Origin of the sequence: Exiguobacterium sp. s70, from assembly GCF_018618315.1 — a bacterium.
Lineage (GTDB): Bacteria > Bacillota > Bacilli > Exiguobacteriales > Exiguobacteriaceae > Exiguobacterium > Exiguobacterium chiriqhucha.
In genome coordinates, this window is the sequence record NZ_JACSLV010000001.1 from 672,953 (window position 1) to 689,318 (window position 16,366).

Genomic DNA, 16,366 nt, shown 5'->3' on the forward strand with positions numbered 1-16,366 from the left:
CTCCTGCGCAGGAATGTTACCTTTAGTGGGCATAACCTGACTCGAGTCAGATGGTAGACGTGATTTCACGTATCTCATCTGACACGGGTCAGGTTTTTTATTTGACGCAAACCAAAAATCCAATGAAAAAGGAAGGTATGGACATGAAGTATGAACAGCTCGCACGCGACATTATCCAGCAAGTCGGCGGCAAAGAGAACGTCAACAGCGTCGTCCACTGTATCACCCGTTTGCGCTTCAAATTAAAAGACGAGAGCAAGGCCAACACGGAAGCACTCAAAAACATGGACGGTGTCGTCACCGTCATGAAGAGCGGCGGCCAATACCAGGTCGTCATCGGCAACCACGTCCCGGACGTGTATAAAGCGGTCGTCGAAGTCGGCGGTTTCCAGAACCAGTCACCGATCGAAGAAGAGGAAGGCCCGAAAGGATCATTATTCAGCCGGTTCATCGATATCATCTCTAGCATCTTCACCCCTGTCCTGGGCGTCTTGGCCGCGACCGGGATGATTAAAGGGTTCAACGCCCTCTTCGTCGCCCTCGGTTGGCTCGACGCCACATCGGGCACGTATCAGCTATTGAACGCCATCGGCGACTCGTTGTTCTACTTCTTCCCAATCTTCCTCGGCTATACAGCCATTAAGAAGTTCGGCGGCAGTCCGTTCATCGGGATGGCCATCGGGGCGGCGCTCGTCTATCCGACGCTGTCGACGCTCACGGCCGGTGACCCGCTTTACACCGTTTTCGCCGGCACCATGTTCGAGTCACCGATCCATATCACGTTCCTCGGTGTGCCGGTCATCTTGATGACGTATTCGACATCGGTCATCCCGATCATCATCGCGGCGTTCTTCGCAGCGAAGCTTGAGAACTTCTTGAAGACGGTCATTCCAGACGTCGTCAAAATGTTCATCGTCCCGTTACTTACATTGCTCATCATCGTCCCGCTCACGTTCATCTTGATCGGACCAATCGCGACATGGGCTGGTATGTTGCTCGGTAGCGCTACGGTCGCCGTCTACAACTTGAGCCCGCTCATCGCCGGGATCTTCCTCGGTGGTCTCTGGCAAGTATTCGTCATCTTCGGCCTTCACTGGGGACTCGTCCCAGTCGCCATCAACAACTTGACGTCACTCGGGGCCGACCCTGTACTCGCACTCGTCTTCGCAGCCTCATTCGCACAGATCGGTGCCGTACTCGCAGTCTTCCTTCGTATTAAAAATCAAAAAATCAAAACGCTCTCTATCCCGGCCTTCATCTCAGGCATCTTCGGGGTCACCGAGCCGGCCATTTACGGTGTCACGCTCCCGCTCAAGAAACCGTTCATCATGAGCTGTATCGGTGGTGCCGTCGGTGGTGGGATCATGGGCATCATGGGTACACAAGTGTATATCATCGGTGGACTCGGCGTCTTCGGGTACCCGTCGAACATCTCACCGGAAGGCATCACGACCGGCTTCTACGGTTCACTCATCGGAACGGCCGCCGCCTTCGTCGTCGGTTTCGTCTTGACGTATCTCTTCGGTGGCGTCAATAAAGCGGTCGCCGCAACACCACAACCAGAAGTCACACCGGTCTCACAAGAAGTATCAGCGACAAAAGTCGGCCAAGAGCAAATCCTCAGTCCACTTGCCGGCAACGTCGTCAACTTGAAAGATATCTCGGACGTCGCCTTCTCATCGGGCTCACTCGGCCAAGGTGTCGCCATCGAACCGACGGAAGGCAAGCTCGTCGCCCCGGTATCTGGGACGGTGTCCGCCCTCTTCCCAACGCATCACGCCATCGGTATCACGACCGAGACCGGGGCTGAGGTGCTCATCCATATCGGTATGGACACGGTTCAACTCGAAGGCAAACACTTTAAAGCACACGTCACGCAAGGCGAATTTGTCGAGAAAGGACAGCTGTTGATCGAGTTCGACCTCGACGCAATCAAACGCTCTGGCCGTGCCCTCACGACACCGGTCATCGTCACGAACCGGAAAGTGATTTCACCGAGCCGCGCCACAAACGTTCGCTCAGGCGAAGCCTTGTTTGTCATCAACGAATAAAATGTGGGAGGGCTCGTCCCTCCCCTATCTGAGAAAGGATGGATTTAATGAGTTTTCCAAACGGATTTTTATGGGGCGGCGCCATCGCCGCGAACCAAGCTGAAGGTGCGTACTTAGAAGGTGGCAAAGGCTTGACGACGGTCGACTTGTTGCCGACCGGGAAGAAGCGGTTCGACGTCATGTTCGGCGACTTACCGTCACTCGAGCCGGTGCCAGGCGAGTTTTATCCGTCACACGAAGCGATCGACTTCTATCACCGTTATAAAGAAGATATCGCGCTGTTCGCCGAGATGGGCTTCAAGGCACTCCGCCTGTCGATCTCATGGGCCCGCATCTTCCCGAACGGCGACGACGCCGAGCCGAACGAGGCCGGGCTACAGTTTTATGACGACATCTTCGACGAACTGTTGAAGCATGGGATCGAACCGGTCGTCACGATCGCCCACTTCGACGTTCCGGTCAGCCTCATCCAAAACTACGGTAGTTGGCGCGACCGTCGTGTCGTCGACTTCTTCGAGACGTACGCGACGACGCTGTTCACCCGCTATAACGGCAAAGTGAAATATTGGATGACGTTCAACGAGATTAATATGTTGCTCCATTTGCCGTTCATCGGCGCCGGTCTCGTCTTTGAGGACGGTGAAGACAAGCAGCAAGTGAAATATCAGGCGGCGCATCATCAACTCGTCGCGAGCGCGAAAGCGGTCAAGGCAGCGCACGCCATCAATCCCGACATGCAAGTCGGTTGCATGCTCGCGGCCGGTCAGACGTATGCCTACTCGTGCAACCCGGACGACGTCTTGGACGCGATGGACAAGGACCGTGAATCGTTCTTCTTCATCGATGTCCAGTCGCGCGGCGAGTACCCGGGCTATGCCAAACGTTTCCTCGACGAAAACGGCATCACGCTCCAAATGGAAGACGGCGACCTCGAGTTGTTGAAACAGCATACGGTCGACTATATCGGCTTCAGCTATTATGCGAGCCGGACGACGAGCACGGACCCGGAAATCAACGCATCGACCGAAGGTAACATCTTCAGCTCGCTCGAGAACCCGTTCCTCGAGAAGTCGGAATGGGGCTGGACGATCGACCCGACCGGCTTCCGCATCACGGCGAACCAACTGTACGACCGCTACCAAAAACCGTTGTTCGTTGTCGAGAACGGACTCGGTGCCGTCGATACGCCAGACGCGAACGGCTACGTCGAGGACGATTACCGCATCGACTATATGGCGAAGCATATCGAACAGATGCATGAGGCCATCAAGGACGGCGTCGAGATTCTCGGCTATACGAGTTGGGGTCCGATTGACTTGGTCAGCGCCTCGACTGGCGAGATGAAGAAACGCTACGGCTTCATCTACGTCGACAAAGACAATGAAGGTAACGGGTCCCTCACCCGCTCGAAGAAGAAGAGCTTTGATTGGTACAAGCAAGTCATCGCGACGAACGGTGAAGAAGTGACTCTGAAGGCGTCTGTAGAGAAATGAAGAAAGCAGCTTCGGCCAGGTTGGCTGGAGCTGCTTTGTTTGCGTTAACCATAGATTAAATAAAATGCAAAATTATTTGCAGAGCACTTAAAACAATCAGCCCACTCATGAAGAGACGGTTCTGCTTCGCTAAAGTCTCCTGCCGAACATTCAATTGATTATTTTCTGTTTGAAGTTCTTGCAAATTCTGTAATGCCAACAATTCATTTGCGCTTTTTAATTCCTCTAATAGTTTGGTTCGATTAAGAGAATCTATTTCAGCTCGTTCGATCAATTCATTCTTCCAAATTGTCTTTTGGTGATTGATGACTGTTTCCCAACCTCCACGTTCGTTCGTAAGCAGATTAATCGCGTTTTCCATACTATTAATACGCTCTATTAATTGAACTTCAACTTTTTGAAACAAGTTCTTTTGCTCGTCAAGAGATGAATACCACTTCTCCTCATACGTTTCTGCCGAAAGTCGCTGTTCATTGGTCACTTGAGTTATCATTCCTTCAATTTGATTGATTTGGTTCAATAATCTTTCTTCAGTCTCCCCGATTAGTTTTCTCTGTCTCTCGATATTATGTTCAATTGTCGTGAATCTATCGGCCATGCCCGCCTTGAATTCAAATAACGTCTCTAGCCAACGAGTGTGTAGCCCTTCCAACTTAGAGATATAATCATTAAGGTTGTCTGATACCTTTTTCAGGCGGTCATATGCTTCCTTTTGTCTTTCGTGTGATTGCTGTAGTTGCAGTTCGTACTTGCCGACATATGAACCAATCAAATCTTTTGAATATTCGTTAGACCGGTTGATTGAATCTTTTATGTGTTCAATTCCATTGCTGTATTCGACAGAGAAGTTTTGAAAAGACGCATGAATGCTTTGTTTTACCTCCTGACTGTTAGAGATTGATTCATTGTTAACCTTTTTAACTGAATGACCCATACCTTCAACAGCGCTCTGAATAAACGATTTTTCTTTTTTTATCGCATCAGACAAGTCATTAATTTCAGCTTGGATGGATACGAGAAGTTCCTGTATTTCTTCTCGAAAACGATTCAAAAAAACCTCATCATTTAATTCTTTTAACGAGGTAATAGCTTGTTCATAGAGTACTTGTTCATTTTTACTTTCTCTTGGTTTCCTTAGGTTCATTTTTTCACCCCAACGTCTCGATAATGTGATTGAAATCTCTCTCAAGAAGGAGTAGATATATTCCAGCCATATAGCGTTCTTTTGTGTTCCCATTTACCGCTTGCCTGTAAAGATCCTCTTTTCTGATATTAAAATGTTTTACAAAATAATTCATATACGTTCGAGCGTGGTCTCGTTCTTCTTGCCAAGAAGATTGTATTTTCGATAGCCTTATTTCGTCTTCAAAGATTTCGCGTTCAATTCTTTTGATTCTCTGATTGCTTGTTCTTTTTTGTCTCTCTAGAAATCGTCGTTTCAAATCTTGCTCTTCTTTTAGTTTTTTATAATGAGCATGAAGACTTGAATAAATCTTATCTGCTTCTTTGTATAGTGATTCGCAAGAATCAATTGTGAGATTTAAAAGTCGTTCTTTCATTACCTCGATTTGTTTTCTGTAATTTTTTTTAGAAATATATCTATCAACTTTCGATTCATCCCACATATCGAAGTCAATAGACACGGGCGCACTTATTTTTAAATTTTTATCTAAACTAGCGACCTCTCGATTCAATTTTTCTAGTGACTTATTCATCTTTAAAATCCGATTATTTATCTGTTCCTCAAATGAATCTTTCAATTCAAGAAAACCATTGTTCAATGATTTTTTTGACATATGTGACTGTAGCTGTCTAACCGATTTATCAATTTGGTGTTCCCATGTTCCGTGTCTCCACAAATCCGTAAAAAATGGGCTGAAATTCTTATTAACTTCTTCTAATACCTCAAGAAGCTCTTTATCAGCATGATTTTTCTCTTCATTTGCACAATCAAGCGTATTCTGTCTCTTTTTATGTTCACTTATTTTTGTTCTTTTGAGGTTTAGCTCTTGCTCTAAGAATGCAATCTCCTCCTCACTTTCTCGTATCACTTTCTCGTAATATCTTGTCAAGTAGTTGAAGGATATAGACTGACGATTTATACAGTTAATGTTCTCTTTAAGTTCGTCCATCACTTTACCTGCCAGTTTTTGTTCAAATGGTTGTAAACATTCGAGACTGTGACCAATTTCGATTGGATAAATCATCTCAGTGGTAAACCCAAGAATATCCGTAATTTCTCTGTCATAATAGTTTTTAAGTTCTATCGCGTCGAGAATTTCTTTTGTTTGAAGTCTCTTTCTGACTGAGTCAGGAGAAAAAGCTCTCGTTAACACCACATAAAAACTATCAGGATATTCATACCAGTATTTCAAATGACTCAGCTCAATGTCTCTTAAAAAAGTTAAATCAGACGCACTATTAACGATTAAACAAACGTGCGAGCGTGGTATCCAATATTTAATACATCTTTCAACGTGCCCTACTTCTCTTTCGTCGGCAGATTCAATACCAGGCAAATCTAATAGTTCGAGCGTAACATTAGATTGCGCAAATTTTGATTTAGGCAATCCAAGTAGAACAGGAGCAATTTCATTGTGTTGCCCCTGTTCTACTTTCTCCCTAAGTTCAGCCAATGACTCTTCCAACATATCTGATGTATGGATTACAGTCGCTGATTCACCTGGCAACGTCAACACATATTCTTCCGTATCTGAGATTTGATATCGCATAACTGTGACTGTTGCCGACTTTCCTAAATCGCGCTTTCCCCTTAGAAACATTGACAGCTCATTGATTGCCTCTTCTTTGACACCGAGTAGATTTAAAATCAATGTTGTTTTACCGACTTGTGTTGGGCCATACACCGATATGACGACAGCCTCGGAATCCGGGATCCCTTCTTCAATATCGTACATTTGGAATCGTTTTAAGAAATCATTCCTTGCCTCATCGGCCCACTTATATCGATTCTTTTGGAGTTCAATTAAGGAGTCCCGCATTTCGAAACGCCTCTTCTCTTAATTTTCCGCATTGATTTTCTAGTCTTTGTATCCGAACTTCAACCTCTTCATACAACCCAATGTCTAATCCGTCTTGACGACGTACTTGATAGGCATACGCTAATTTCTCCTGTATTTCATCCATAATTCTATTGACGCCTCCGAGCATCGCCTCACGCTGATGATTCGCTGTCGCTTCTAGTACTTTGCGCGAGTATTCATGACGTTCATATTTGAATTTTTCGATTTTTGCTGATCCTTTTTGAACTGCAATTAATCCTGTAATAGTACTAAGTCCAACAACTGATAGTGTTGTACCTAACGTCGCTGAAATTCCAAGGGTACCTAGTAATCCCCCGATTGCTTCAAAACCATTTAGCGTACCATCAAGTGCATCCACACCAAAAAAGATTGCTGCTCCTGTCGCAACACGATTCGCATCCAAAAAGAGATTTGAATATTCCTGATGAACCGTCTCCATATCTAATGATTTGTCTTGAAATAGTTTGTATTGTTCGACTCCTTCAGTAAAAAATTCTTGATTCCCAATCTCTCCTCTTGTCAAAATTAAGTGCTGCATAATCATTCCTGCGATAATAGGAAGCTGTTTAATTTCTTGTTCCGTTAGTGTCACCTCGAGATTAGTTGTATTCAAATACTGATTCACAGAATTTAAGACTTTACTAAAATCAGACGTTTCAGCGTCACTTACAGACACTTCTTTGTTAGCTTGTTGCATAATATTATTATCGTTACTTGTCTCTATAAATTTCATTGTGCTTGACGATGGCGAGGTTCTGATTTTTTTAGTTGAGACTACGTTAGGCTGGCTCTTATTCAGATTTCGTTGATTCACCGCCTCAATAGAATTCACAATCATGTAATCTAGTTCTCGCTCACCTTTTGGTGCATAAGTTTCTTTAATGAGCTCTTGAATCTCTATACGTTCATTAAAATTTAAATCATTCTTAAATAACGCTTTTACTTTTTCTATACTGTTATATCTTTCATTTTTTATGCTTTCTGTAATTTCCTCTATACAGCCTTGAATGTGTTGATCAAATTGTTCTTTTAATCTCTCGTCTAGTCTTTCAATATAATTCTCGCGCGCCGCCTCAAAAGAACGTTGAATTGTCCGAAGTTCTCGTTGCGTTCTCAGTGAATGATTCTCTTTAACCTCAAGTTGCTCTCTAAGAACTGTTAACTCTTCCGATAAGGACACACTAAGTTCCATTAATTTTTCGTGGTGAAGATTTAACGATGCCTGCGTATAGTGACTATTGTTTTTAATCAATCTTTCCATTTTTTGAGGGACATCCTTAATATCTGTATCTGATAAAACAATTTGTTTTTCATCATCAATCTGAAATTTTTCAAATAAGTTTTGACGAATTTTCTCCATCTTTTCTGACGTTAACTCGTTGGCGTACGTGATAACGAAACCAGGCGACTTCTCTTTATAGTTGTTGGCAACTCTTCGAAGCAAATCTTCTTGAATCTTTTGCGCAAGACGCATATGGTTCAGTACAAGAATAATTCCTGTAGAACTATTCAAAAATATTTTAAGGAATTTTTGAGAATCTGAGCGGTCAGTCCTTTCAAAACCTGGCAACAACGCAAGAGTGAGATGTCCAATAACATCATTTTTAGGGAGTATAATTTCAAACCATAGCATTTCTTCGGTTGGATTTTGAACACTCTCATTTAAAAATTGTTTTGTGATGAGATCACTTTGGGTTTCAAAACTTCCTGAACTCGTTTTAACCGCTCTCTTCACCATGTACTTGATTTCTGATGCTGTATCATCAGACGAAATCAGTACAGGTCGCTTTTCTCCGACCCCAACTTCCGATACCAAAAGATCTTCTGGCAAATTTAGCGTTCGTTTCACAATCAACGTTTTCCCTGCGCTTTGTAGTCCGGCCACACTAATTACATGACGCGTTGAAATCAAATTCATAACCTGTAAGTCCTGATAAATATTTACGAGTTCTTTTGTATCGAGATTAAGCCGATTCGCTTTCGCAATGAGTTCATGCAGTTCATGCAACATCGCTTGGACTGTAAATTCTGTTTTAAATTCAAGTTGTCGTTCCATTGTTGACACACTCCTTTTTATGTTTTCAAGCGCTTACATTCCGATTTGTGTGTGTAGTAATTAGTAAAAAAACAGACATCTCTTTATGCAATTGAGAAGTCCGTTCTTATTCACACTGGTCATGACTTTAAAAGCATCCAGAGCTCGGTTAAATTCATTTACGTTCTGATTCTTTTCTAATCGTCCCGATTTTCTTATCACTCCTTGTATCTCTACCATTTGTATTTCGAATCGTTCCTGGCGGTAAGCCATTCTTCTTTTCGAATGTGCCTACTGTACAATCACTCCGTACCTTACGAGCCATTATAGTTGCTCCTTCATAAATTATTTGTAACTATATGTAATCAATTATACAATAAATCCAAGTAAACCATCGGTTAATTACCAAAATATTATAGTTCATTACTTGTGATTTCGAACAAAGCTCAAAAAAATTGAACACTCAACGTTAAATGATAAGTCCTTTTCTGTCTTTAACCTTTCTTTTATACAAATCCATAGAAATTTTATGACCACGTCCAATATTTTTACAACCTATCTATTTCTTTTATAGTTTACTAACCTCATTAACTCTTCTTTAGGAGGCCCATATGTCCTATTCGCTCGATACCATCTTACAACTCGAAAATTCAACGAAATTCCACGAACTTCATCAACACTTTGATCAATTCAATCCACTTAAAGTACTGCGTGTTGACCAGTACGAGATTCGTCACTCGAACGTGTTAGCTTGGCTATTCGATCCTAACGAAAATCACCGGCTCGGTAGTTTCTTCTTACGAAAAGTACTAATGAATCTCGTTACCAAACCTGATAATGAAGAAAAAATCGATAATTTTGATTATTTGTCATTTCTCCATACATCACTCTCTGATGTCGTTGTCCATCGAGAATGGTTGACAAATGGAAATGGTGCGATTGATTTGCTGATTGAGATTCCCTCACTAAATATCATTTTACTTATCGAAAACAAATTTCACTCAGCTGAATCTCCCGGTCAACTTGATCGTTATTTAACGAGTGTTTCAGAAAAGTATGCAAACGATGAATGGCGCGTTTTACCTGTTTTTTTGACACTGTCCGGTGAGCCGCCGTCTCATGATGCTTATTGGATGTTGGCATATGAAGATGTACTCCAAATCATCACGCAAGAACTCGATTTGAATAAAGAAACGATTGCTGACAGCATCTATGATTTCTTAAGTTTTTATATAGCGTTGCTCGAAGAACAGTTGGTTGAGGATGATAAAACGATGCAAATGGCGATGAATCTGTATCAAAACTATGCTTCGGCTATTCATTTAATCTGTGCAAACGCCTATCAAGACACAAATCGCCAAAAGCAAATTGAGTTGCGTGAAGCCGTCACAGCGCTCAAACATTTATCCTCATCTCAACGTGATCATTTGAAAAGATTCTATGCAAAGAAAAGTAAAACAATCGATTACATATTTAAAATGGGAAGCAATATTCTCTACCAATCTTTCTTGAAGTTTGCGGATAAACAAAAATTGCCAGAAACTCTGCACCGTCCGCATGCAAAAGTCCGAACTTTGTCTCTTTAAAATGGGCGCCTTACTTAGAACGCATGGAACAACTCGGTAATAGCTATTGGCTTGGTTATGGATTGATTATTTGGTTTTCGCGGGAGTGGAATCAAGATTTAAAAATTCACGTAGAAGTCGGTCCCCTTGATTATCCGAACCGATTGACATTGTTAGAAGCATTATGTGAACAAGGGATTTCGTTTCGACCGTCCGGTATGCTTCAAGGGAAGAAGTATACGAAGATTTATACCGCAAGTACTTCTGTATCCGATTGGACAGATTCAACTTGCGTAGAACGTGCGATGACTTCACTGGTCATGTCCTCTACATTTAAAGAATTCGAGACAACAGTATTGAATGTATTGGCCGTATTATATCCTCAACCAGATTCCCTGCCATCCAACAACTAAAGTGCGAACGGCATACAATTAAAGGGATTTACAAACTCTAACTTATTTAAAAAATTTTTTCAATTATTAGGTAAACATAATATCAAATGTAATATAATTACATTAATGATTTTGTTTTTAGTTTTTAAAGGGGATTTCTTTATAAAAACGGTTAATTAGGAGAATTTATGCTAAAACAGAGTAGTTATTTACGAATCTCAGTAGTCAACACATGCAATCTTTCTTGTTTCTTTTGTCATAACGAAGGGGCTCCTATAACAGGGGAAAAGTTATCTTTAGACGAACTAGAATATGCTTGTAAAATTGCCAAAACACAAGGCTTTTCAAAGTTTAAACTCACAGGTGGAGAACCGACCATTCGTAAAGATATTATTCAGCTCGTCGAACGTTTATCTGCCCTCGAGCTTGATGATTTCTCTATGATTACTAACGGTACTAAATTAACTGAACTAGCCAAGCCCTTAAAAGATGCCGGCCTTCAACGCATAAACGTCAGCTTGCACACTCTCGATGTCGATAAATACAACAAGATGATGGTTAAACAGAAGGTCAGCTTAGAGAAAATCATCGATGGGATTGATCATGCGATTGAGGTCGGTTTTACAAACATGAAAATCAATTTTGTCTACACGGGTTTATCATCTGATAAAGACCTAGAAGATTTAATTGACTTTGTTACTCAACGATCTTTGACTTTAGTAGTGCTTCCGGTGATTGAAAAATCAAGTAATCATCGAACTACTCTGAACGAACTTTATGAAAAAATCACTCAAAACGGTGTAGAGAGCGAGAAAGTTGTAATAGACAACGAAGGAATCATGAAGAGGCTCATTACATTAAAAACAGGTGGCGTAATTCTACTGCGCGACGACGAACTTTCAGAACAAAAACCCTATCATTTTTGCGATACTTGTAAAGTCAAAGATCAGTGTCGTGAAGGGATTTTCCCATTGCGCTTGTCTGCTTCAGGCAGCTTAATTCCTTGCTTAGCAAGTCACGAGAACAGAATTTCAATTAAGCAAACTTTGACAAATCAAAACGAATCAGAGTTGACTGATGCGTTCAATCAAGTCAGGAATTGGCAGCGTGATCCTATTGAAAACTAAGGCGTCTACTTATATTTGTCTGGAAGGTTTGAAGGGATCTGGAAAAACAACCTTATTTAATTACCTGATTGAAAAGTTAGAGGAAAACCAAGTTGAATTTTCGACAGTTTCACCAACTAGAGCCGCACCTCCCGACTTTTTCTTCGAACGCCTCATCAGGCAACACCCTTCATTGCGTGACAATCGTCTAGTTCGTATTTTTTTATATGCTGCTCGCTCAAATCATGCCGCTGAAATTGCCGATTGGTCAAAACCTCTAGTACTTGGAGAACGTAGTCTAATCACGAGCTATGCCACTAAATGGAGTTCTAACAAATGGTTACGACGCTTCCATCTTCAAATCATCAATTTATTTGAGAACAAAATTAAGAGCCCTGATATCGTTGTCTATATCGATGTCCCGCATTCTATTCTTCGAACGCGAATCGACACTCGCGATAAGGAACGTGATATCGATGATACTGCTATCCGTTTACGTGAAATGGAATTAGCTTATAAAGCAATGATGAGTGAAGCGTCTCCCCATCGGATACGGAAAACAAATTGGATTTTGTTACCCGGGGACAAAGAATTGGCAACTTTGGGGGATGAGTTATATGAGTTAATCGTCTCCCATGTGCGATAAATAATTAACGAATGACAGGAGAACTATGTATGACAGTTAAAATCACAACCACGGGCAAGATTGTTATTGATGAAAATATTAACAAACTCAAGCAAGAGTTAAAAACGTTGCGTGAAGAAAAAAACATTGCTTACACACTTTGTGGCGATACATGGCATGACAATCCACACTTTAACAAGCTTGAACAAGATGAACGGATTTTAGACAAGCGTATCCAAGAAATCGAAAAGATAGTGGGACTGGCGGACCTCATTGAAATTAATGAAAGAAATGTTTCTGCAATTGACATTGGATCTATTGCGCTCTGCAATTGTGTATACCCAGACTTCACAGAAAGAGAAATTTACGAAATTGTAGGATATGGAGAATCAAACATTGAAGAAAACAAACTTTACTATGATTCTCCAGTGGCCAAAAGTTTGATGGGGTTATCTGTTGGAGAGGAAACCACTTTTGATACTCCCGCTGGCCCTGCCACGTACCGAATCGAAAAACTGTTCAGCAGCTGGGAAGAAGCGTCATCTACAAAAATTTGAAAACGAGGTGAGCAGATGGCAACGGTTGTATTTGTGATTGGACCTCATTGCAGTGGGAAAACCTCCTTACTACAAAGGCTACAAAAGGATTTAAGTATGGTAAGATGCTCTGAAATCGGAAAAGATTTGTACTATGAACGAAAGTTTTTGACTGACCTTCAAGGTGAAGAGTTTGAATTTGAAGTGACTGATTTGGAGTTGCAAAGGGACAATACATTCGCCGGTACACCAAAAATTTATGGAGTAGAAACTTGGCATCCTGGTAATATCGCATATGCCGCTGTACGCAATCCAGAATCTGTCGATAGATTAATTCGTCTTGCCCAACAGTCGCCATTTATTGAACAAGCAATTGGAATCTGGCTACGAATACCCAAAGAGACAATCATGTCTAGAACGATTACGTTTAAAGACAATAAGGAATGGGCTGCTGATTTCTACAGTAAACTCGATACGAAATTTGAATCGATATTAGACACACTTGGCCTCACAAACCGAACCCATGTCATCAACGGTGATCGTCCGTTTGAAGAGATTGTAGAAGAAGCAAAGAGTATAGTAAAGAATGCTACTCGTTATCCAATTGGCTAACCATGCCTAAAGTCATGCTCTTTGTATGACTTTAGGCATTTCCTATATACATATAAATAAGGGGGATTAACATGGGAGAACGTTTAACTGTAGCTGTAACTATTAATGATGAAGTAATCGCAAATGCTTATTATAGTTGGGGCGGTGTCCCTTCCGACATGATTCAAATTGCTCAAAATGTGCTTGAAACGCTCAAAGTAAGAAATAGTGAACAGTCGATTATTTCCTGTGTATATGATGCGCTCGCAAGTACTGGTGCTTCACTATCTCCTGAAGAAGTCGTCATGTTAAGAGCCAAAGGTTACGATTTACAAGAGATTGTTCCAATCAACAAGTATGATGGGTACATTGCTTTTTCAGAAGAAGGAAGACAAATGTTAGATCGTGGTGCTGACTACCACGCTACTATTAGCGTTGAGAATCTAACGGCTAATCTATTTCAAGCATTAAAAAGTTGGCAACGTTCCACAAAAAATGAGGATTTGACTGATTTATTGACATATCAAGATTTACTACCTACAACTGACTTTGAAATGAATCTTTCTTGTCTAAGCGAGCAAGATTTAATCGAGTTATATAAAGTCAGTGTCAATGCTAGAAACCACCCTGAGTCCGTGTTTCAGGTTAAAGGAAGAGAAGAATTATTTTACTCTCCTTTCTAACTCTAAAAACCTACTATGTAAGATGGATTAATCGGTGAATCAAATTTGGTTGACTACAAGCGAACAAAGGAAGCAATGACGTGTCTAATGCCTCATTGCTTCCTTTGTTCGCTTTGTACTAATCTAAATTCTGACCAATATTGATGTTAAGAAATAACATAATTTAATAGAGAATAATGCCCAGTATTCAATTATCAATTTGATAAATACTGGTATAATATTCTTATATCAAGTTCTTTTACATTTGATTCTGTGTTTTCTAAATCTTTTTTTGTAAAGAAAGGAATTTTAATAATGACAATTCAAAATACAAGCAATAATCCAAAAAAATTCGAAGAGTGGTTAAACATCAATAAAGGCTTAATTGAAGATCTTAAAAACCGTGATCTTACAACTGACGACACTCGTACGTTTTATGAAAGATTGCAGGCCTCTAATGTTTTTGGGGATAGCATTATTATAAAAATCGACAAAACTGTAAAGCTTAAAAATAGTCGCCAGTTGATTGTCGCGACGGTCATGGAACCTACCATTGAGGGGTACCAACATTGTACTTCTCCTATCAGCGCATACTCCTCTTGGACAATTTCTGCAAATGTTTCAAGCTCAGTGGAGGTCAAATCTGACGTATTGTACCAAACAACGTTTATTCCTGAAATACACCCCTCTAAACGTGAACAATTGATTACATTCGATCCTGATACACTAGTGCCGATTGATCTCTCCTTTAATGAGTCTTTGAAATTAATCGGCGGAAATGCTTTAGCAGACGTGGCATCACAAATTTACGAAGGTGACTTAGAGTCAGTCCTCTTCTCAAAATTCGTGTCGCATAACACAGAATTAATTCAAAATTCCTACAAGGAAATCCAGGAAAAACAAGAACAAATAAACACTTTACAACAAGAAGTGTCTAGTAAGGAAAAGCAACTTAACACTCAAATTCAAGAATTTAATACAACCGAAAAAGAATTACAAAAATCTCATAAAAAAGAAATCTTAATAATAAATCGTGATTATCAGAAAAAGGTGGACAAATTGACTAAACGGGAACGTCGATTATACGAAATTCTTTCTGATATTCGCGATGAGTCACCTAGTCAAGAAATCAATGAAGATCAGGACGTGACAATCCATCCATGGAATGTAGAGACAAACGTCTCGATGCTACAACGCCTTTTTTACCATAATAGCAATCAAACGCTATACTATGGCACACAAGTAATTGAGACGTTTTTGAGAGCTCTCCAAACGAACACTCTTGTAATCCTTAGTGGTCCTTCTGGTACAGGGAAATCTAGCTTAATCAATGCATTCGCAGACGCTTTTCAATCATCAACTGCGAAAGTCATTCCAGTACAATCAAGTTGGACAGATAAACAAGATTTATTAGGCTATTTTAATACAATCGAAAAGCGTTACGTGCCTACACCTTTCTTAGAAGCTATATTAAATGCCCGTGAATCGAAGGGACTTCATCTAATTTGTTTAGATGAGATGAACCTCTCACATGTCGAGTATTACTTTGCTGAGTTACTAAGCGCCCGCGAATTGAACATCCCCATAAATCTTTATCCGAAGCGCTATAGAAAAGAAGCACAAGAAATAATTGAAGAGTTTAGCGAAATTGAATCTCCGTCACGCGAAGATAAGGAACGTTATCGCAATGCTATCGAGTTAGACCACTACCCATTTGAATTGAGTATTCCTAAAAACGTACGATTTGTTGGGACTGTCAACATGGACCATACTGTTAAGCCACTGAGTCCTAAAGTCATCGATCGTAGCTTTATTCTCGAATTGACTTATCAAGCTGCAGATTTAGAACTGAAAGCTGAGTTAAATAATAACCCGGTATCCGGAAAAATCGAATTTGATTTAGATGTCTTCTCGAGCGACTATCTCTCTGTCGAAGAAGTCCTAGATGACACACATTGGATTGTCTCTCTATCTGACAAGCTAAACGTCATCCCTGATGCAAAAATTAACTCACGTAGCGAAAAACAAATATCTAAGTTTTTACAAATGGGACCATTATCATCTGAAGGCCTAATGAACCAATTAGTCTTATCCAAATTATTACCGCGTATTCATTTCTCAAGTGGAAATGAAGAAGCAATGGCAGTCTGTGAGGGACTTGTATCCGATTTGCGATTGAAACAACTTACACCTAGTATCAATCGATTTGAGAAAATGAAAAAAGGAGGACGATATATTAATTTCTTTAAATAATTTTTTTGGAGGC

Annotated in this window: 13 protein-coding genes; 10 read left to right on the forward strand and 3 right to left on the reverse strand. The window is 41.0% G+C overall.

Going from position 1 to position 16,366, the window contains the following annotated elements:
• Window positions 1-143 precede the first annotated feature (143 nt).
• Together KNP84_RS03400 and KNP84_RS03405 are read left to right on the forward strand one after the other, a co-directional pair.
• On the forward strand, window positions 144-2,051 hold the full coding sequence (locus KNP84_RS03400; protein ID WP_215114241.1) for a beta-glucoside-specific PTS transporter subunit IIABC: 1,908 nt from the start codon (window positions 144-146) through the stop codon (window positions 2,049-2,051).
• A 38-nt stretch (window positions 2,052-2,089) separates the two neighbouring features.
• A complete protein-coding gene (locus tag KNP84_RS03405) occupies window positions 2,090-3,544 on the forward strand; it encodes a 6-phospho-beta-glucosidase (RefSeq protein ID WP_215114242.1) in 1,455 nt (484 codons plus the stop codon).
• 55 nt (window positions 3,545-3,599) lie between these two features.
• On the opposite strand, the gene KNP84_RS03410 is transcribed toward KNP84_RS03405, so the two are convergent.
• From KNP84_RS03410 to KNP84_RS03420, 3 genes are all read right to left on the reverse strand, one after another.
• Window positions 3,600-4,781 (reverse strand): hypothetical protein, encoded by a 1,182-nt coding sequence (locus KNP84_RS03410; protein WP_215114243.1) that lies wholly within the window; start codon window positions 4,779-4,781, stop codon window positions 3,600-3,602.
• A complete protein-coding gene (locus tag KNP84_RS03415; RefSeq protein ID WP_215114244.1) occupies window positions 4,693-6,462 on the reverse strand; it encodes a P-loop NTPase family protein in 1,770 nt (589 codons plus the stop codon). The genes KNP84_RS03410 and KNP84_RS03415 overlap by 89 nt, the downstream gene beginning before the upstream one ends.
• 64 nt (window positions 6,463-6,526) lie before the next feature.
• Window positions 6,527-8,644 (reverse strand): hypothetical protein, encoded by a 2,118-nt coding sequence (locus KNP84_RS03420; RefSeq protein WP_215114245.1) that lies wholly within the window; start codon window positions 8,642-8,644, stop codon window positions 6,527-6,529.
• A 590-nt stretch (window positions 8,645-9,234) separates the two neighbouring features.
• On the opposite strand from KNP84_RS03420, the gene KNP84_RS03425 reads away from it, so the two are divergent.
• From KNP84_RS03425 to KNP84_RS03460, 8 genes are all read left to right on the forward strand, one after another.
• Window positions 9,235-10,209: a PDDEXK-like family protein gene (locus KNP84_RS03425; protein WP_215114246.1), complete on the forward strand. Its 975-nt coding sequence runs from the start codon at window positions 9,235-9,237 to the stop codon at window positions 10,207-10,209.
• Between the two features lie 23 nt (window positions 10,210-10,232).
• On the forward strand, window positions 10,233-10,601 hold the full coding sequence (locus KNP84_RS03430) for a hypothetical protein (RefSeq protein ID WP_215114247.1): 369 nt from the start codon (window positions 10,233-10,235) through the stop codon (window positions 10,599-10,601).
• 167 nt (window positions 10,602-10,768) lie between these two features.
• The gene (locus KNP84_RS03435) at window positions 10,769-11,707 is read left to right on the forward strand and encodes a radical SAM protein (protein WP_215114248.1); all 939 of its coding nucleotides are present in this window, start codon (window positions 10,769-10,771) and stop codon (window positions 11,705-11,707) included.
• Entirely contained in the window at window positions 11,688-12,332 is a 645-nt protein-coding gene (locus KNP84_RS03440) for a deoxynucleoside kinase (RefSeq protein WP_215114249.1), read from the forward strand. Before KNP84_RS03435 ends, KNP84_RS03440 begins: the two co-directional genes overlap by 20 nt.
• Before the next feature lie 29 nt (window positions 12,333-12,361).
• Window positions 12,362-12,868, forward strand: coding sequence for a GreA/GreB family elongation factor (locus tag KNP84_RS03445; RefSeq protein WP_215114250.1), 507 nt, complete (start codon window positions 12,362-12,364; stop codon window positions 12,866-12,868).
• Between the two features lie 15 nt (window positions 12,869-12,883).
• Window positions 12,884-13,459, forward strand: a complete 576-nt coding sequence (locus KNP84_RS03450; protein WP_215114251.1) for a DEAD/DEAH box helicase family protein — start codon at window positions 12,884-12,886, stop codon at window positions 13,457-13,459.
• 71 nt (window positions 13,460-13,530) lie between these two features.
• Complete coding sequence (locus KNP84_RS03455) at window positions 13,531-14,121, forward strand: hypothetical protein (protein ID WP_215114252.1); 591 nt, start codon at window positions 13,531-13,533, stop codon at window positions 14,119-14,121.
• 294 nt (window positions 14,122-14,415) lie between these two features.
• Window positions 14,416-16,353, forward strand: a complete 1,938-nt coding sequence (locus KNP84_RS03460; RefSeq protein ID WP_215114253.1) for an AAA family ATPase — start codon at window positions 14,416-14,418, stop codon at window positions 16,351-16,353.
• Window positions 16,354-16,366 lie beyond the last annotated feature (13 nt).